The sequence below is a fragment of the Dactylosporangium sp. NPDC051484 genome (assembly GCF_040689395.1).
Taxonomy (GTDB): domain Bacteria; phylum Actinomycetota; class Actinomycetes; order Mycobacteriales; family Micromonosporaceae; genus Dactylosporangium.
In genome coordinates, this window is record NZ_JBFAZX010000016.1 from 1 (window position 1) to 17,518 (window position 17,518).

The following is a 17,518-nucleotide window of genomic DNA, read 5'->3' on the forward strand; positions in this document are numbered from 1 at the left end:
TCTATCGATGGCTCCACGCCCATCTCCAGCATCGCCCGATTCGGGCGTTATATCCGTGTCGTCCGTGGAGACGACTCATTCCTTGCTGAGATCACTTCATTGTTCGCTGCTGACTCGCTATTGATACCGGAGAGGCCGTAGCTGGTGGTAACCAATTCGGCGGCCCATTCGACGATACCTTGCAGGAAGGCGTGGCTCTCGTCGTCGTTGCATTGCGGATCCTTGCCCCCCGTCAGGTCGTCGATCGCCTGCTGGGCGTACCAGTTGACCATCACGTTTGCTGTTGAAGGTATCAGCAGCGGGTTTGGGCTGTCCGCATCGCTTGCGTTAGCCGCCAGGACGTTGGGCAGGTTTGCGGCGGTCGCGGCGCCGGTTGTGCCGGCGGCGACGGTGTTGATCAGTTGGCCGCCGGCGGCGCCGAGGTTGATGTCCGGCCGGACAAATGCCTGCGACAACGCTATCTTTCTATTTTTATATGTTCAAGATTATTGCCTTGAGGCGCATAAGTTAATGATCACCAGTAAAGGGGCAAATTGCGCTGGCAGGCCCAGCGTCGGCCGATCGCAGATCTTGGGGGCTGTACGCATTAACCGTGCACACCTCCAGACTCCTGCACGGCCGGGGCCAGTCTGGGCCGGTGAGGTCCCACAGCCGAGTGTGTTGTTGTCGGAGGACGCCACGGCGAGGATCGGCCAACCGGACTGAAGTGCCAGCAAGAAGAGCAGCGCATCCCCGGCGCCGATCGTCGACCTCAGGCGAGGCCGGGTGCGTGCCGATCACCCCGCCCTACGAGGGCCGGTGGCCGGCCGCCCCGCCCGGCCTACCCCGGCCCGGCGGTCACGTTCAAGGACCTGGCCGTGACCGGGCCGCGCTGCCGCACGACGGGTCACCTGACGCCGCGGCAGCCGACGCGGCAAGACGAACCCGACCGCGGCAACACGCTCCTTCCTGCGGCTGCGTATCCGGCCCGCGAACCGTGACATCCCCCGCGGCGGGGACGGCAGCCTGCCCGAATGCTGGCTGATCGTCGAATGGCCGCCCAGCGCGGATGAGCCGGTGAAGTACTGGCTGTCCAACATGGACACCCGCACCTCGCTCAAAACCCTGGTCCGGCTGGCGAAGATCCGCTGGCGAGTCGAGCACGACTACCACGAACTCGGCGGCGTGGGCCGGGGGCGACGACAGCGCCAGCATCATGGCCGGCGGCGGGGAGGCCCTGCTGCGGGTCGCCGAGCCGACCGCGGGCGGCCTGGACTGGCGGATGTGGCCGGGCCACCGGTCCAGCATGCCGAACTTCTCGCACGGCACCGCCGGGGTGGCCAGCGCGCTGGCCGTATCCGGACGGCTGCTGGGGCGGCAGGACTTCGTCGCCGCCGCGATCCAGGGTGCGCGGCATCTGCTCGCGGTCGGCTCGCTGGACGACGGCAGCTTCATCGTCGAGCACACGCACCCGCGGTCGCAGCGCGACGTCGAGCCGGTGACCTACAACTGGTGCCACGGCCCGGCCGGCACGTCGCAGCTGTTCGCCGCGCTGGCGTTCGCGGGCGTGGCGGAGGTGGGCGGGCTGCCGGTCGGCGAGCTGCGCCGACGGTGCCTGCGCTCGGTGCTGGACTCCGGGGTGCCGCAGCGGCTGCGGCCGGGGTTCTGGGACAACGACGGGCGCTGCTGCGGCACGGCCGGCGTCGGCGACATCCTGCTCGACGCGGCGCAGTCCGGCTTCGCCGATGAACGCGACAGTACCGAGTACGCCCGGCACGCGCTCGTCATGGGCGACGCCCTCCTCGAGCGGGCCGTCGTCGACGGCGACGGCGCGCGCTGGCGGTTCATCGAGCACCGGCAGGACCCGCCACTGCTGGCCCCGCGGACCCCGTGGATGCAGGGCGCCGCCGGGATCGCCGCCTACCTGCTGCGCCTGGCTCGGTACGTCGAGGACGGCCCGGCGACCGCCGCGGTCGTGGACCGGCCGGACCAGTGGTGGGCGGTGCCCGAGCACCTGCGGGTCGTCAACGCGCCGCCGCACGCCGACGTCCTGTACGACCAGCGGGCTCAGCACCCGCCGGCCGCAGCGTATCAGCCCACACGGTGAAGACCCGCCGGTCGCGGCCCGGCTCCCCCGCCGACATCGACCACGGGTGAAGGAATCGCCCCCTCCACCGATCCTGTTGACTGAGCAGCTCGGCGTGCATCACGAGGCGTTACGCAACTGGATCCGCCAGGACGAAGCCGACCGCGGCGGGCGGAACGACCGGCCGCGCATGGACATGACGGAGGAGAACCGGCGGCTGCACGGAAGGAAGTCGAACCGGCGGCCACCCTCGTCAGATGCCATGGCGACCGACGTCCAGATACAGCACATCGTGATGCCGCTGCCGACCTTCACCGTTCGGCGGACCCGCCGAACGGTGTATGCGCTGCCGACGATCGACTGCAACGGCAGGCTCGCCGAGGAGGCCATCGTCCGGATGCCGCTCACCACCCCGCGGCGGCTCGTCGAGGCGATGGGCGCCCGCACGCCGCGGTGATCCAGCCGACCGCGGTCTCGAGATCGCCGGCCAGGGTGAGACGTGGATCCGCCGATCCCTCGTACCGGTGAGCCCCAACAACTCCACGGCGGCGCGATGGCTCAGCACCGCGGCCCCGTCCAGCGCGGAGCAGGGCCGCCCACAGCAGCGCGCCCCGGGGCAGCGGGCCCGTGAACGCCCAGTACACCCCGGGGAGGATCACGGACGCGCGCCTGCACACCGAGACCGCGTGCCGCCGGGATCGAGAGGTCTACCTACATCGGCACCTCTCCGCGCTCGTGGCTCAGTCAAACGACAAGCTCAGACCATGCCACCGGTCACGCGAAGGTTCTGGCCGCTGACGAAGGCACCGTCCGGACCGCAGAGGAAGGCCACTACGCCGGCGATGTCCGACGGCTCGCCGATCCGGCCCAGCGGCGTCATCTTGACGGCGAGCGCCAAGCCCTCCTCCGTGATGTTGGCCCGAAGCAACTCCGTGTCGGTGGCCCCGGGCGAGATGGTGTTGACCGTGATGCCTTGGGGACCGAGTTCCTGGGCCGCCACGCGCGTGTACTGCTCGACGGCTGCCTTGCTGCCGGCGTGCAGCGAGACGCCCGGCACCGGCAACGCGGTGTTGGCCGTGGAGAGGTTGATGATGCGACCGCCGTTGCTCATCAGGCTCGATGCCTCTTGGAGCGAGAAGAAGACAGCACGGGCGTTCACCGCCATCGCCCGGTCGAACTCCTCCTCCGTCCCGGCGTCGATGCGTGTCGCCGTGGCCGCCGCCGCAGCGTTGTTCACCAGAATGTCCAGGCCGCCCAGGAGACGGTGTGCTTCCCGTAGCGCTCGACGCACCTCGGCGACCTCGGTGAGGTCCACGCGGATGGCATGCGCGACACGTCCCGCCGCCTCCACCGCGGCGACGACCTCCTTCGCGTCCGCCTCTCGCTCGCGGTAGGTGAAGGCGATGTCTGCGCCGTCGGCGGCGAGCCGTTCGACGACTCCGCGGCCGATGCCGCGAGATCCTCCGGTGACCAGTGCCTTCTTCTGTATGAGGTGCACCATGTTTCCTCTCTGTACGAAGCGTCCGCCGGCCGGGGTTCTCAGCCGGCTACGAGAACGTCGAGATAGGGCGGGTCTGCCGGGATGGACGACAGGTCGGCGGCGAAGCGCACAAGTCCTTCGTCGCGGGAGATCTCGGCGAACCCGTTGAACTTGAAGGAGACGTACATCATCCGATTGCGATCGGTCGGCACGAAGTCCGCGAGCAGCCGCGCGCCGGCGTCCCGGGCTCGGCGCTTGATGTGGTTGATCAGAACGACGCCCACTCCGCGCGACATCACCCTCGTACAGCTGCGCAACGACACCGAAGGCCGCGCCTACTATCGCCGCAAACTCGCCGCGGGCAAGAGCCCGATGGAAGCCATACGAGCCCTCAAACGCCGCCTGTCCAACGTCGTCGACCAACGCATGATCACCGACGCCGAACGCATCCGGACAGGCCCGGGAGGGCAGACGGGAGCGACTCTGCAATCCAGCGCGGCCAGCTCAATCCCGACAGCCAGCACTTCGGACAAGCCACTTCCCGGACCCGCCACAACCCACTCTAGAAACACCGTCTCTGGCGGCCTCTTGACACAGAGGGGTGCCAGATGAGGAAGCATTCGCGATCACCCTCACACTCAAAATGACTACGGACAGTGATGATTCTGCCCGCATCCGGGCCCTGCGCCGCCGTTTGCGGCAGCGTCAATGACTGGGCTCCAACTCCAACGCTCGGTGGAGGGGTGATCGCCAACGGGGCGGTGCGGCGGTAGCTGTCCGGGCGAGTGAGCCGAACGCGTATCGAGGTAGCCTTGATCGTTCCATCGATACAGTGAACATCGTCGTTTCCGAAACGGGCCAGTAGAACGGCTCCGCCCCGGCGATGCGGCGCGTCAGACGGTCCCCTACCCGTAGGATTTGCAATGGTGCTTGTGGATGCATCTGCCGAGGTCCGAATCTCGTCTGTCGTGATGACCCATCCGAGCCGCCGCCGGGCAGCCGAGGAATTGCGGGACAGGCATCCGGATCTCGACCTGACCATCGTCGAGGACCCCGAGCCGGATGGCCCGCCCAGCGCGCTCCGCACCGCGCGGCTGGCCTGGGGTGCGGTCGCCCCGGACGCGACACACCACCTGGTGATCCAGGACGACATGGAGCTCGTCGAAGGAATCGCGGGGCTGGCGCGACAGGCTGCCGCGGCGATGCCGGACCAGATCCTCAGCGTGTTCAGCGAGTGGGGTTCGCGCACCGCGCACGCCGTGCGGCTGGGCGCCATCGAGGGCGTCTCCTGGGTACCGGTGATCGACCCCTACATCCCGACGGCTGCTTTGCTGGTCCCGGCGCAGGTGGCGCTGGATCTGGCGAAGTTCCCGGCCGACGATTCGGCGCCGGACGACCTCGTACTGCTCGAATACGTGCGCGAGCACGATCTCGTGGCCTACGCGTCGGTACCCAACCTGGCCGAACACATAGGCTCGAGAAGCCTCGTCGGCAACGACACGTTCTGGGGGCCACGGCACGCGGCACTCTACGCCGGCCGGCTGGAGGCCGTGCCGACACTCGACTCGACCGTCTCGCAGCAGACACTGGTGCCCCAGATGTTGCCATGGGACGGGTTCTCCCTCGCCCTGGTGCGCGACGCCCGCGTCGACCCGACACGCACCCACTGGTCGGCCATTCCGACCTTTCTCTACCTGGCCGAGCGGGGCGTCACGGTGCCGGACCTGCTGGCCTGGTACGGCGAGGCGACCGCCGACCTGTTCACGGACGGCGAGGTCCGCACCCTGGTCGGCGACTCGGTGGTGTTCCAGAGCTGGGTCAACCATCTCGCGTACGGGGTGGCCGCCGCCGAGGTGCTGCCCGACCTGGCCACCCTCACCGAGCGGATGAGCGACCCGATGGTGATCGAGGGGATGCGCACCCTGGTACCCGGTATGTTCCAACGCTTCCTGCCCGTGCCTTCGGTGCTGCGGCTACGCGACATCATGGACGACTTCATCCGCGGCGCGATCCGGTTCGGCTTCACCGTCCCGGCTCTACTGGCCGCCCGCGCCGCACCGGCGGCTGAGCGGTCCTGACGTTCCAGCGGACCAGGACCTGGAAGGAGTCCATCGACCCGGCCAGGGAAGCCAAGCACTAGCGCACCGGACGCGCTGCTGCACGCGCTCGTCGGCGACATCCTGCACAGCCCCAATTCGGATGTGCGACTGCGTGCAGCACAACTGGTCGGGGGCGCTGCCCTTCATCGGCGACGAGCGCCACCGTCCCGTCGTTGAGCACCTCCTGTTCACCGATGGGCTGCCGCCCGCGGTGGTCGACGCCGCCGCATGGAATGTCGGCCATCTGGGCGGTAGTACCGAGACGTCCTTCTCCCGAGCCATCCACCGGCATCGGCCGACGGCCGGCAAGGCTCGGACTACACCGTTCGCGGTCTCGTCTACGCCTTGGGCATGTCCGCCCACCGGCGCCTGCTGTCCGGCGTCGCAGCCGACACCGGACAGCCCTGGTCGGTGCGTGCGACTGCCTCATGGTGGGACCGACTGCCCGCGGTGGTGGCCACCAGCGCGAGGTTGTAGCGGCGCCGGCGGTGCACCGGGACACGACCGGCCGAGTGGCCACTTCCACCACGCGGTTGAGTGGAGGCCGGCGGTGCCGACCGACCGGCTATGGCCGACGCGCGGCGGCTGCCGCGAAATGGCATGCCACGGCAGATCCCCGTGCGGGCAACGGCGCCGGCTCGACCGTGCGGCAGGCACTGCCGACACCGGCGGCATCAGCCATTCCCGCGGCGAGCACGGGACACCTCGAATGGAAACGGCAGCCGCCGGGCAACGATGAGAGCGGGGACGGCTCACCTTTCAGGGTGGCGCGCACGGGGACGAACCGCCGAGGCGTCGCCGCAAGCAACGCGGCAGTGTAGGGGTGGGTCGGACTGCTGAGGACCTCCCGCGCCGGCCCGAGCTCGACGATGCGGCCGAGGTACATCACGGCAACGCGGTCAGCGATACACCGGGCGACCTCGAGGTCGTGGGAGATCACCAGCGCGGTCAGGCCCGATCGGTCGCGCAGGTCGAGCAGCGTTGTCAGCACCTCGGCGCGGGCCGCCGCGTCCAGCGAGGACACCGGTTCGTCGGCGATGAGTACCCGAGGGCCCATGATCAACGCACCGGCGATCAGGACCCGCTGCCGTTGGCCGCCGGACAGCTCGTGCGGGTAGCGGCCGAGAAGGGTTTCGGGCTCCGGTAACCCAGCACGGGCCAGTGCGCAGACGACGGCGGCCGGCTCACCGCCGTCCGGCCGGACCCGGTGGATCCGCAACCCTTCCGCGACAGCGTCATACACCGTGCGCCGCGGGTCGAGCGCGCCGCCGGGGTCCTGGGGCACAATTTGTACCTGCCGGCGAAGTGCGCGCAACGCCGCATTTCCGCGGCCGAGTGGCACGCCGTCGACGCGGATCTCGCCGGCGGCCGGCGGGTGCATGCCGACCAGCGTCCGGGCGAGCGTCGTCTTGCCGCACCCGGATTCGCCGACGACGGTGACGATCTCGCCCGCGGTCAGGTCAAGAGATACCCCGTCGACGGCCCGCATCGGCGCGCCCCGCCGGACGGAGTGGGTGGCCACGACGTCGACGGTGGCAAGCACCGGCACGTCTCCGACGCCGGACCGCTGAGGCGTCGGCCCAGATCTGGGGCACCTTCTCCTACGTCGAGCTGCGCTGGTCGCCGACGTGCAAGACAAACTGGGCCCGGGTGCCCGCCTCGTGGGGTACCTCGTATCCGTCGCAGGTGCAGGCGTACCAGTGCACCACCGGCTACAACCAGTCCGGCGTCTCGGCCTCGAACGCGACGTACTCCTGGAGCCGGATGATCTACTCCCCGAAGCTCGGCGTCAGCGCTCGCTGGACTGGCGCCCCGGGCTACACCAGCACCGCGTGCGCGTGAGAGGGACCGGCATGCATACACGTACTCGGATCATCGGGCTGTTCGGTGCGGCGCTACTCGCCCTGTCCGGCGTCGTCGCCGCTGGAACCCCTGCCCAGGCGCTGACGGTCGGCTGCTGGGGCGACTACTGCTCGGGCCGCGACCCGGAGGAAACCGGCTGCAGCGCCGACGGGGTGACCGTGGCCTCGGGACCGATGTGGGGCACCTTCAACACCTACGTGGAGCTGCGCTGGTCACCGACGTGCAAGACGAACTGGGCGCGGCTTCCCGCCGTGTGGGGCACAAGCCAGCCGCAGGCGCTCGTGGCCTACCAGTGCCCGACCGGCTACCAGCAGGTCGGCGTCTCGGCCTCCAACTCGACATGGTCGTGGAGTCGCATGATCTACTCCCCGACCAAGTCGGTACGGGCGATCTGGAACGGCGGCCCGGGCGGGGGCGCCACGGCCTGCGTGTGACCGAAGGCGTCCTCCGGCGGCCGTGGGCGGTCGCCGGAGGACGCTGCCGGGCGGGAGCTGGCGACGCGGTCGCTGCTCGGAGCCGACGTCCGGAGGACGCTGAGGGTGAGCTAGGACGCCCATCAGCCATCGGCGTCTGCCGTCCTCCCGCACCGAAGCCACCCACATTGGCTCTCGGCGTGGCTCCTACCTCCGACCCCTGCGGACTCGAACGAAGTGGATCGTCCACACTGCGGCGCTGTTGCGTTCGTGGGCTGGGGGGCGCGTTTGGGTGGGTGCGGCAGATCTTCAGATGGCGGTGGCGAGTTCGGTGAACGCCGCGGCGACGCGGAGTCCGCGCACCTGCGGATCGTGCACCAGAACCCGTACGGCTCACTCGATCCTCGGTACACGATGTCACGCATCATCGGCGAGCCCTTGGTCCGCTACCGCGCCGGGGACCGGCGGCAGCGACAGGCACGCATCGGTGAGCTGGCCGACGCCGTGGGACTGCCGGCCAACGTGTTGCAGCGCCGGGCACGTGAACTGTCCGGCCACCACCGTCGCGTTCGCCTACACCACCCTCGGCCGGCACCGTCCCGGTCTACGTCGCCTCGTGGTCGGGATGGACAGCCGATGCCGACCGGCCAATCGAGCAGGCCTGATGCCACACCGTCGATTGTTACCACCGCGATCACCTGCCCAGCGCAACGGCAGGTGCTCGAACGGCGTGCGCGTTCAGGTTCTTCTGGCGTGATCGACCAGGAGTTCGGCGAACTTGCCCGGCTGGTCGATCGGAGTTATGTGACCGCTGTCCGGGAGGTTGTGCTGTGCGAGCGTTCCGGAGATCGGTCGGAGCTGCAATGCGGTGGCCTCACCGATGGCGTTGCCACCGATAGCCAGAACCGGCATCTGCAACGTGTGCTCCCGCGCCCAGTTCGAGATCCATTCGGCATTCGCCGGCATGGCGCGGTAGTGGTCGAAAGCACTCGTGAGCGACTCCCTGCCCCGGTACGCCTCGACGAGAATCCGCGTAAGGTCCTCCGGCACGCCTCGGCGGCTTCCCGACTCGAGGAAGTAGCGGACGTACCGCTCCTCGGCGTGTTCGACGACAGCTTCGGCCAGGCCGCCGGGGGCGCGATGGAAGCCGAACCACCATGGCGGCCCGTTCTGCAGGAATGCCTCGGCACCAGGCAGCGAGCCGATCAGACCCTCGGACAACGTCAGAGTGACCACCCGTTGCGGAAATGCCGCTGCGAGCGCGAATGCCGACGCCACACCCAGGTCGATACCGGCGACATGTGCCTGGCGGACGTCGAGGACGTCCAGGAGACCGATCAGATCCGCGGCGAGTACCGGCGCCTCGTAGCCGCGCACGGCAGGCCCGCTGTCGCCCAGCCCGTGCAAGTCGGGTACGACAACTCGGAACCCTGCCGCGACCAGATGCGGTACGACGTCCCGCCAGATCGCGCGGGTGTGTGGGAATCCGTGGAGCAACAGCACGGCAGGTCCGTGGCCCGTGATCTCCACGGCAAGTTCTACGCCGTCGACCGGAATCCGGCGCGTGGTGGCTGCGGGGATGTGGGAGGTGAGTGCATCCTGGCGCACAGTGATCTCCTCACTTACACTTAGCGACCTGGTTACCGTAGGAGACCGACCCCGATGCAGCAAGAAGGCACCTTGCACGCACCACGTCACCCCCAGGTAACGCCCTCCCGCTCAGGAGACCTCTTCAACCCCGCATGTCCGACGAGACTGCTGCTCGACCGGGTGGGCTCGAAATGGACCACGATGGCCGTACTGTCACTGGCGAGCGTCCAGGGCGAACTGCGGTTCACGGAACTGAAACGCCAGATGGCCGGAATATCCCAGAAGATGCTGGCCCAGACGCTCAAATCCTTGGAGCGAGACGGACTCGTCGCACGCCGCGTTGCGACAACCACGCCTCCACGCGTGCACTACCGCCTCACAGACCTGGGCACATCACTCGTCCCGCCGTTGTTGGCTCTGCGCGAATGGGCCGAGCAGAACATGCGACAGGTCCAAGACAACGCCAACGCTTTCGACGCTGTGGCGCCTCGGGAGGGACTGTAAACAACGGTGTAACTCCTGATCAAGGAGACGCACCTGATGACCGTCAGACTGCGTCGTCTTGCTGGAGGTTTCGGTCATGGCCGTCGAGCGCGTTGCACCGACCGAGCGGGTGTCAGCCGCAGCGTCGGGCGCGATCTCGACGACGTCCCCCGCCCAGGGCCTGCCGGCGAAGCTCCTTCACGATCGCCGGTGTCGCGGGCGATCGCGAGGCACGGTCACACGACCACGCGCAGCCAGGCCGCCGCGAGTGCGCTGTGGCCGACCGCTGATGAACGACCTCGCCGCAACCAGCGCCGCCCACTGACGCAATCGGGCACGCGGTCACGGCGTCTGCGCCGCGCATTCGTGACAATTCGACCGCGGTCAGGTGGTCTCGATGACCACGAACCCGGTCCCGGCCGTCATCCCGTCCGCTCAGCCGCACACACGTCCCTCAATCGCGGCCGCCGCCGTGCGGCTGCGGGGGTCACTGCCGCTCGCCGAACTGACGCAACGCCCGATGGGGAAGCCTGCGATTCGGGCTCGCCAGTATCGAGACGAACGGGAGGGTCGCGAACTCCGCGCTGATCCGGGCCCTCGGCTGGACGGCAACCACCGGCTACGGATCCAGACGTGCGCCGACCTGATCGTGGTCCTCGCTGACCGGCGTGGGGGTCTTCCGGCTCGGTCCGCCTGGCTACCTGCGGCTACCCGCCACGGCCCGGCACTGGTGCGGGCTGTGTGCGGGCGACCGACTGCTCCTGGCCGCCGACCCGGCCAACGGTGGTTGTTCACCCCCAGCGGTACTCGAGGAGATGGTCCGGACGATCACGTTAGGGGCGCGTGCCGTAGGTCACACCGGTCAGGACCGGACGGGCAACCACCAGCCGATGCGGCGCGGGACGTGCGATCGATGCCAACGGGCGACGACCACCCCGGCGAGCAGCACCGCCACGGCCTCGGCGAAGTGCGCCCACGAGCGGGCCTCCGCGGTCGGCCACGCCCACCACTGCGCCCGGCCGCCCAGGCCCGTCCCGAGCAGGGCGCTGATGATCACCGCCGACACCGGCACGACCGTCGCGAGACGGGTGCCGATGAACGGCGCGACCAGCAGGGCCAGGCCGGCGCAGCCGATGAGGTTGCGCAGGAACCCGATCCCGAGCGGCCACAGGTCGGTGCTCCACGTTGCGGCGACGACCACCGCCGTCACCGCGAGCGCGACCGCCAGGACCGCCAGGTCCAGCAGCGACGTGTCGCGCACGCCGATGCGGTCGAGATGGCCGCGGCTGCGGTCCACGCCGTACCAGACGGTGACGATCGGCGCGAGCGGCAACAGGTAGGCGAAGACAACCGGAACCAGGACGCCGCCGACGATGTTCGGCATGGGCAGCGCCGCACCGTGCACGGCGATGCTGACCGCGATGCTCGCCACCAGCGTGACGGCGACCGCGGTCAGCGCCCTGGCCCGCCACCACCAGCTCATCGGGTCTCCTTCACGAAGGTGTCCGGGTCGAGCCGGGGACGCGTGGTGCAATTGTCGAGCGTGGCGAGGTTCGCCTGGAACCACACCAGCTGCTGTTGCTGCGGCAGCGCCCGGGCCCGTACGGCGAGCGCGAGGTCGTCCGGCGACCCTCTGCCGCGCAGGTCCGTCTCGGGCATTCCGGCGGTCAGCAGCAGCCAGGCGGCCAGCGGGCTGTACGCCTGCACGCCGGGCCACTCCCCCCGCGTCGCGCACGGTGGCGTCGCGCGCGGCAGGATGCTCGTCGCCAGGCTCGCGGTCACGTCCTTCGGCGCCGGATCGGCCGCGATGCCGAGGTAGATTGCGTCCGGCACGCCTCTGCGCGTGGTGATGGTGCCGGGCAGCGCGAGACCCGCGCCGCGGCGTCGATCCGGCCTCGCGCCGCCTCCTGCTCCGGCCACAGGCACAGCGCCGGGCGGTCACCCGCGCACCGCGGCGATCCGGCCCGGGGCTGGTTGGCCTCCGGGCCGAGCGGCCACACGACGGTGACGGCCGCCCCGAACGCGAGCACGAACGTCGCCGCCGCGCCGGCCAACAGCCGCCGCCCTCCGCTCAGCGCGAGCAGCACCGCGGCGACCACGCCCAGCGCGACGAGCGTGGAGCCGATCAACGCCCGGGTGGCGGGCACGTCGGCGATGTTGCAGCACGACTCGAATGAGAACCCGTTGAGGTGGCGCACCCAGAACGGCTCGATGGCGGCCGGGTAGGCCAGCCAGACGTAGGACAGGCCAAGGCTGATCGGCAGCGCGAGCGCCGGGGCAAGCCAGACTCCCAGGCCGTAGCCCACCAGGATGTGCGCGGTGACGACCAGCAGATACACCCCGATCAGCCGCACGTCGGGCAGGCCGGGCGCGCTGGCCGCGGCCGGGGCCATGACGCCGACCGCCAGCGCGACGCCGACCGCGGCCATGACCAGGGTGGGGCCGAGCGAGTTGAGCACGATGCGCCACATCGGCCGCACGACGGCCCAGCACCGGATACCGCCGCGGCGGAACCGTCCGCCCTCCCAGGCGCCGGCGATCGCGCAGAGCGGTGCGACGACGTACAGCAGCATGTCGGCCTTGGCGACCGCCGCCGGCCAGTAGCCGTAGGTGATGAACTCCTTCGCCGGGCCGGCCAGCAGCAGGACGAGGACGACGAGGGGCACGACGAGGTAGGTATCGGCTCGGCCGCGCCAGGCGCTGAAGGTCCGCATCGTCTAGTCCTCGGCCCCGATGAGCTGGGTGTAGGCGTCTTCCGCGCGCCGGGACACGTCGGCACCGGACTCGGCGAACCCCAGGAAGCCGGTCACCGAGCCGTGGTAACGCACCGTGCCGGCGTTGAGCACCACGACGTGCTGGTAGATCTCGCTGATGTCCTCGGTCTGATGGGTCGACACGATCACGTCGACGTCACCGGCGACGGCGTTGAGCGCCGAGCGCAGCCCGCGCCGCTGGATCGGGTCGAGCCCGGCGGACGGCTCGTCCATGACGATCAGCTGGGCGTCGTGGACCAGCGTCTGGGCGATGCCGACCCGGCGCAGCTGACCGCCGGACAGCGCCGTGCTCGGCCGATCGGCGAGGTCGGCGAGCCCGACCCGGCGCAGCGCGTCGACGGTGCGCCCCCAGGCGTCCCCTTTGGACAGTCCCTTGAGCCAGCCGGCGTAGGCCACCTGCTGGCGGACCGTGAGCCCCGGCACCGCGGCGACCTGCTGCGGCAACCAGCCGACGGCGCGCCGGTAGCGGGCCCGCTCGCGGCGGACGTGACTGCCCATCCCGTTGACGACGACCGTGCCGGCGTCCGGCATCAGCAGCCCGACGACGAGGGCCAGCAGCGTCGACTTGCCCGCGCCGTTGGGCCCGAGCAGGACCGTGGCCCCCTGGCCGAACTCGACGCTCAGCCCCCGAAGAACGCTGATTTCCTTGCCGTAGCTGAAGGAACAATTGGTGAGAAGAACCGACACTGAACACACCCTTTCCACAATCAATACGCCGATTTGGATCAGGTGACGGGCGCAGCTGCGCATCACTGCGCCCGTCACACTACTCAAACTGCGGATCAGCCGCGTTCACGAGCCGTTTACGTCGCGTCGGGTCAGAGCGCCGGCCGCAGCCAGGCTCGCCAGGACCCAACCGGCCAGAACCGCGAGCGCCCCCGTTCGGCCCGAGGCCGCGCCGAGGTAGCTGCTGAACGGCAACGGCCGGGCCAGCAGGCCGAGGAACGCCTCGACGACGAGAAACCACACGCCGTATCCAACGATGATCCAGATCGCCCTCCGCAGGACGACCGCGTTCGCTAGCCCGAAGACCGCCAGCAGCGCCGCCGCGAGAACGGCCCACAGGCAGGTGCGCCAGTCGCCGAAGACCAGTCGGGTCAGACCGCCCAGGGCGGTGACCACCGCGGCGACCAGCCCGTAGGCGAGTGCCTGCGCGGCCAGCACGACGACGCGATGCGGGCGGGCCAGAAACACCAGCACGGCCGTGCGGTGCTGGTAGTGCTGTGCGCCACCCACCACGCCGATGACGAACGCCACGAGGCCGACCACGAAGATCCATTCGCCGGCGCCCAGGACACCGATCAGGAGCATCAGCATCCAGCCCGCCAACAGCGAGACCCACCACGACCGGATGGTCCCCAGCCGGTACAGCTCCGCCTGCACGACCCGCATCACGACCGCCCCACCAGGTTGAAGAAGACCTGCTCGAGCTCGACCGGTTGCGGCGTCAGCTCATGGATGATCACACCCGCCTCGAACGCGATCCGGCCCACGGTCGAACCGTCGGAGCCGAGCACCGACAGCGCCGTACCGCCGGCGGTGACCCGCAGCCCGCTGGCGCGCAACGCATGCCACAGCCGGTCCTGGTCGCTGCTGCGCACGAGCAGCGGCGGCGACTCCGCGCCGGCAAGCTGGGCGACGGGCGCGTGCCGCAGGATCCGGCCGGCGGCGATGATCACGACGTCGTCGACGAGGTGTGTCATCTCGGTGAGCTGATGGCTGGAGATGAACACGGTGCCGCCGCGGCGGGCGTGCCCGTCCAGCAGCCGGCGCAGCCAGACGATGCCCTCCGGGTCCAGCCCGTTGGCCGGCTCGTCGAGCACGAGCACCCGCGGGTTGCCCAGCAACGCCGTCGCGACGGCCAGGCGCTGCCGCATGCCGAGGGAGTATCCCCCGGTCCGGCGGTCCGCCGCCGCAGTCAACCCGACCAGCTCCAGCAGCTCCTCGACCCGGTCCTCGCTCGCCCCGGCCAGCAACGCGAACGTCGTCAGGTGGGCCCGTCCACTCTGGCCTGGTTGCGACACCCCCTGCTCCAGCACCGCGCCGATGTGCCGCACCGGGTGGCGCAGCGCGCGATACGGCCGGCCGTCGATCAGCACCTCGCCGGAGGTGGGCCGGATCAGCCCAACCAGCGCCCGCAGCGTGGTGGTCTTGCCCGAGCCATTGATGCCGAGAAAGCCGGTGACGCGACCGGGATGGACGGTAAAACTCGCGTCGTCGACGGCGACGACACGGCCGTACCGCTTGGTGAGCCCACGTGCCTCGATCATGCCTGTCAATTTCTCCAATTGATGCCCGGATGTCAGATCCGCCACCGCAGACAGCGGAAGGCCTCCGCCAGCGGCAGCCCGCACTGGCCGCCGCGCAGCTGCGCCAGGGCCCGCAGAGTGGTCTCGGAACGGGAGCTCGGATGGGGCCGGGTCTGGCTGCGGTAGAGCGCGAGGGCGGCCAGCTTCGTCTCCAGATCCTCCGGGCTCAGCACCACGTTGACCGACGGCACCGGCAACGGCACCGCGGTCCAGGCGTCGGCCGGCTCCTCGTAGACGAGGACCAGCTCCGGCTGGTGTTTGAGCGTGCCGTCGGCGGGCCGCAGCGCCGCCATTGCCGCGGCGGCGGTCGCGACGTGGCACCCGGTTCACCTGTCGCAGGGGGCGCCCGGCCAGGCCGCGCAGGTACAGCTCCGCACCCACCCGGAGGAAAGGTGCTGGGCCCGCACTCGACCGGCCACGACGCCCGTCACGGCTGCTGTACCGGGCCAAGGCGTTCCGCATCGACCATGGCCCGGACGGGGTGACCCGGCTGGTCGGCAACACGGAGAACCCGCACCCACCAGCGCCTCGACCAGCAACGACGGTGAAGGGCACCAGGGACCGCTGGGACGGGAGGTGTTCGGGGCCCGCTGATCCGCGTCGGACGTGGCTCAGCCGCGCTCGTGGGCGGCCCGCGGGGCGACACTCATGTGGCGCCGTGGCCGTAGGCGGACCGCGGCCAGGATCGCGGTCAACGCGGTGAGCCCGACCGCGTAGGCGATGCCGTGCGCGAGGCCCCGCTGCAGGTAGCCGCTGTCAGTGTTGTCGACCGCGTAGGTGCCGAGCTCCCGGTTGGACCACAGCGGCAGCACCTTCGCGCTGCTCTTCTCCGGGTCCATGAGGAACTGCAGGCCGATGAGCGTGATGAGGATCAGCGTCCCCTCGAGGTCGCGCGGCACCGACGCCCCGATCAGCAGTCCCAGCGGCGCCGCGACGACGACAGTGACGGCCAGCTGGAGCCCGACCGCGAAGGGCCGCTGCAGGTCCTGGTCGAGCACGATGATGCACCAGTAGGCGCCCGCCAGCAACAGGCCGATGCCGAGCAGTGCGCAGAGCCGACCGGTATACAGCTGCCAGGACCGGTATCCGCTGAGCCGCAGCCTCGGCTCGACGGACTTGCCGGCCGTGCCGGAGAACAGGCCAAGGGTGCTCACGGCCCACGCGAGGCCGAGGCTGGCGAAGCGGATCGCCTGGCCGACCTTGTCGTCGTGCCGGGCGAGGTAGAACGCCAGCGGCACCAGTGCGAGCAGCGCCAGCACGGCCCGGCGGCGCAGCAGGTCGCGGGCCACCATCTCGGCGACGATGAACGCCTTCCTCATCGGATGCCTGCTCCCGTCTGCGCGTGCGTGAGGTCGAGCACGGTGTCGACCCGGTCGAGCGAGTTGAGCATGTGCGTCACGACCACGACCGCCCTGCCCTGCGATCGCCAGCGGAACACCCATTCCCAGAAGTCGACGTAGGACCCGTGGTCGAAGCCCTGATACGGCTCGTCGAGCAGGATGAGGTCGGGGTCGCCGATCGCCGAAAGCACGAGGTTGAGCTTCTGCTGGGTCCCGCCGGACAGGTGCCGGGCCTGCGTGCGCACGGCCGGATCCCAGGACAGCGCGCCGGCCAGCGACCGGCCGGCGCGGCGGGACGGGTCGCGGCCGGCGCCGGCAGCGGCGCCGAACAGCTCGAAGTGCTCGTCGGGCCGCAGGAACTGCAGCAGGCTAGGCTGCTGGGGGCAATAGCCGACCGAGCCGCGGATCGAGACCGTACCGCGGTCCGGGCTGATCATGCCCGCGCAGATCTTCAGGAACGTCGACTTGCCGGTGCCGTTGGCGCCGATCACCGCCGCCACCTGGCCGCCATACACGGTCAGGTTGACGTCCTGCAGCACGGCACTGCGCCGGTAACGCTTGCAGATGCCGGCCGCCTCGAGCCGCGGCGGCGGGTGGGGCGAGCCGGCCGGGCCGGGCGCCGTCGCGTAGCGCTGCGCTTCGTGGTGACTCACGCGTCAACCCGTCCATGTCGTCTCGAGCGCGTCGCCGCGCCGCCCCGATGTGACGTCCGCGAGTGGAGTCTCGTCATGAGGACACCGTACCGTGATCGATGTGAAGATTTCGGCCATGCCGTGTACCGCAGCGAGTACCTGCCGGTCGTCCGTACCGCCGTCGGGCCGGGGACGCTGCGCGCGTACAGCAGCTACTGGAACCGCATCGAGCAGCAGTGGGGCGACCGGCGCATGGACGACGTGAAACCGACCGACATCGGCGGGCTCGTGGAACAGGTCAAGGCCAACCCCGGCCGGGAACTGTCCGCGGCCCTCTGCGGCGGCGCCGTCGACCTGGAGGCGTACCTGCGCGACGTCGGGCTGTGCCTGATCCTGGAGGGCCGGGATGGCTGAGCGCGCCGCGCCGCGCAGCGTCCGCCGCCGGACACGACCGGCGGGACGACAATGTC

21 protein-coding genes and 1 pseudogene are annotated in these 17,518 nt (G+C 70.0%); 8 read left to right on the top strand and 14 right to left on the bottom strand.

Going from position 1 to position 17,518, the window contains the following annotated elements; genetic code table 11:
- Nucleotides 1–47 precede the first annotated feature (47 nt).
- Nucleotides 48–455: a hypothetical protein gene (locus AB0367_RS24100; RefSeq protein WP_366228660.1), complete on the bottom strand. Its 408-nt coding sequence runs from the start codon at nt 453–455 to the stop codon at nt 48–50.
- Between the two features lie 541 nt (nt 456–996).
- Here AB0367_RS24100 and AB0367_RS24105 point away from each other — a divergent pair.
- The 3 genes and pseudogenes from AB0367_RS24105 to AB0367_RS24115 all read left to right on the top strand — a co-directional run.
- Nucleotides 997–1,170: pseudogene (locus AB0367_RS24105) on the top strand (IS701 family transposase); the annotation flags it as partial.
- Nucleotides 1,171–1,195: 25 nt separating this feature from the next.
- Nucleotides 1,196–2,086, top strand: coding sequence for a lanthionine synthetase LanC family protein (locus tag AB0367_RS24110; RefSeq protein ID WP_366228661.1), 891 nt, complete (start codon nt 1,196–1,198; stop codon nt 2,084–2,086).
- Between the two features lie 76 nt (nt 2,087–2,162).
- Nucleotides 2,163–2,522 carry a transposase gene (locus AB0367_RS24115; RefSeq protein ID WP_366228662.1) on the top strand — a complete coding sequence of 120 codons (360 nt, stop codon included), beginning with the start codon at nt 2,163–2,165 and terminating at the stop codon, nt 2,520–2,522.
- A gap of 300 nt (nt 2,523–2,822) precedes the next feature.
- Here the strand turns inward: AB0367_RS24115 and AB0367_RS24120 are convergent, their stop codons facing one another.
- Nucleotides 2,823–3,566: an SDR family oxidoreductase gene (locus tag AB0367_RS24120; RefSeq protein WP_366228663.1), complete on the bottom strand. Its 744-nt coding sequence runs from the start codon at nt 3,564–3,566 to the stop codon at nt 2,823–2,825.
- Nucleotides 3,567–3,604: 38 nt separating this feature from the next.
- Complete coding sequence (locus AB0367_RS24125; RefSeq protein ID WP_366228664.1) at nt 3,605–3,829, bottom strand: hypothetical protein; 225 nt, start codon at nt 3,827–3,829, stop codon at nt 3,605–3,607.
- A gap of 687 nt (nt 3,830–4,516) precedes the next feature.
- Here AB0367_RS24125 and AB0367_RS24130 point away from each other — a divergent pair.
- Nucleotides 4,517–5,623: a hypothetical protein gene (locus tag AB0367_RS24130; RefSeq protein WP_366228665.1), complete on the top strand. Its 1,107-nt coding sequence runs from the start codon at nt 4,517–4,519 to the stop codon at nt 5,621–5,623.
- A gap of 586 nt (nt 5,624–6,209) precedes the next feature.
- Here AB0367_RS24130 and AB0367_RS24135 read toward each other — a convergent pair.
- Nucleotides 6,210–7,133 (bottom strand): ABC transporter ATP-binding protein, encoded by a 924-nt coding sequence (locus tag AB0367_RS24135; RefSeq protein WP_366228666.1) that lies wholly within the window; start codon nt 7,131–7,133, stop codon nt 6,210–6,212.
- A gap of 161 nt (nt 7,134–7,294) precedes the next feature.
- On the opposite strand from AB0367_RS24135, the gene AB0367_RS24140 reads away from it, so the two are divergent.
- On the top strand, nt 7,295–7,486 hold the full coding sequence (locus AB0367_RS24140; RefSeq protein ID WP_366228667.1) for a hypothetical protein: 192 nt from the start codon (nt 7,295–7,297) through the stop codon (nt 7,484–7,486).
- A gap of 11 nt (nt 7,487–7,497) precedes the next feature.
- Nucleotides 7,498–7,941: a DUF2690 domain-containing protein gene (locus tag AB0367_RS24145; RefSeq protein ID WP_366228668.1), complete on the top strand. Its 444-nt coding sequence runs from the start codon at nt 7,498–7,500 to the stop codon at nt 7,939–7,941.
- Between the two features lie 717 nt (nt 7,942–8,658).
- Here AB0367_RS24145 and AB0367_RS24150 read toward each other — a convergent pair.
- Nucleotides 8,659–9,528: an alpha/beta hydrolase gene (locus AB0367_RS24150; protein ID WP_366228669.1), complete on the bottom strand. Its 870-nt coding sequence runs from the start codon at nt 9,526–9,528 to the stop codon at nt 8,659–8,661.
- Nucleotides 9,529–9,582: 54 nt separating this feature from the next.
- Between AB0367_RS24150 and AB0367_RS24155 the strand changes: the two genes are divergently transcribed.
- Entirely contained in the window at nt 9,583–10,014 is a 432-nt protein-coding gene (locus tag AB0367_RS24155; RefSeq protein ID WP_366228670.1) for a helix-turn-helix domain-containing protein, read from the top strand.
- A gap of 841 nt (nt 10,015–10,855) precedes the next feature.
- Here AB0367_RS24155 and AB0367_RS24160 read toward each other — a convergent pair.
- The 9 genes from AB0367_RS24160 to AB0367_RS24200 form a co-directional block, all read right to left on the bottom strand.
- A complete protein-coding gene (locus AB0367_RS24160) occupies nt 10,856–11,476 on the bottom strand; it encodes a hypothetical protein (protein WP_366228671.1) in 621 nt (206 codons plus the stop codon).
- Nucleotides 11,473–11,826: a hypothetical protein gene (locus AB0367_RS24165; RefSeq protein ID WP_366228672.1), complete on the bottom strand. Its 354-nt coding sequence runs from the start codon at nt 11,824–11,826 to the stop codon at nt 11,473–11,475. Before AB0367_RS24165 ends, AB0367_RS24160 begins: the two co-directional genes overlap by 4 nt.
- Nucleotides 11,772–12,707, bottom strand: a complete 936-nt coding sequence (locus AB0367_RS24170) for a hypothetical protein (protein ID WP_366228673.1) — start codon at nt 12,705–12,707, stop codon at nt 11,772–11,774. Before AB0367_RS24170 ends, AB0367_RS24165 begins: the two co-directional genes overlap by 55 nt.
- A 3-nt stretch (nt 12,708–12,710) precedes the next feature.
- Nucleotides 12,711–13,454, bottom strand: coding sequence for an ATP-binding cassette domain-containing protein (locus AB0367_RS24175; protein WP_366228674.1), 744 nt, complete (start codon nt 13,452–13,454; stop codon nt 12,711–12,713).
- Between the two features lie 105 nt (nt 13,455–13,559).
- Nucleotides 13,560–14,159: a hypothetical protein gene (locus tag AB0367_RS24180; RefSeq protein ID WP_366228675.1), complete on the bottom strand. Its 600-nt coding sequence runs from the start codon at nt 14,157–14,159 to the stop codon at nt 13,560–13,562.
- On the bottom strand, nt 14,159–15,037 hold the full coding sequence (locus AB0367_RS24185; RefSeq protein WP_366228676.1) for an ATP-binding cassette domain-containing protein: 879 nt from the start codon (nt 15,035–15,037) through the stop codon (nt 14,159–14,161). Before AB0367_RS24185 ends, AB0367_RS24180 begins: the two co-directional genes overlap by 1 nt.
- Before the next feature lie 32 nt (nt 15,038–15,069).
- Nucleotides 15,070–15,369 carry a hypothetical protein gene (locus AB0367_RS24190; protein WP_366228677.1) on the bottom strand — a complete coding sequence of 100 codons (300 nt, stop codon included), beginning with the start codon at nt 15,367–15,369 and terminating at the stop codon, nt 15,070–15,072.
- Nucleotides 15,370–15,687: 318 nt separating this feature from the next.
- Nucleotides 15,688–16,395, bottom strand: a complete 708-nt coding sequence (locus tag AB0367_RS24195) for a hypothetical protein (protein ID WP_366228678.1) — start codon at nt 16,393–16,395, stop codon at nt 15,688–15,690.
- The gene (locus AB0367_RS24200) at nt 16,392–17,069 is read right to left on the bottom strand and encodes an ABC transporter ATP-binding protein (protein WP_366228679.1); all 678 of its coding nucleotides are present in this window, start codon (nt 17,067–17,069) and stop codon (nt 16,392–16,394) included. Before AB0367_RS24200 ends, AB0367_RS24195 begins: the two co-directional genes overlap by 4 nt.
- Before the next feature lie 75 nt (nt 17,070–17,144).
- Here AB0367_RS24200 and AB0367_RS24205 point away from each other — a divergent pair, with 75 nt between their 5' ends.
- Nucleotides 17,145–17,462 carry a hypothetical protein gene (locus AB0367_RS24205; protein WP_366228680.1) on the top strand — a complete coding sequence of 106 codons (318 nt, stop codon included), beginning with the start codon at nt 17,145–17,147 and terminating at the stop codon, nt 17,460–17,462.
- Nucleotides 17,463–17,518: the final 56 nt, after the last annotated feature.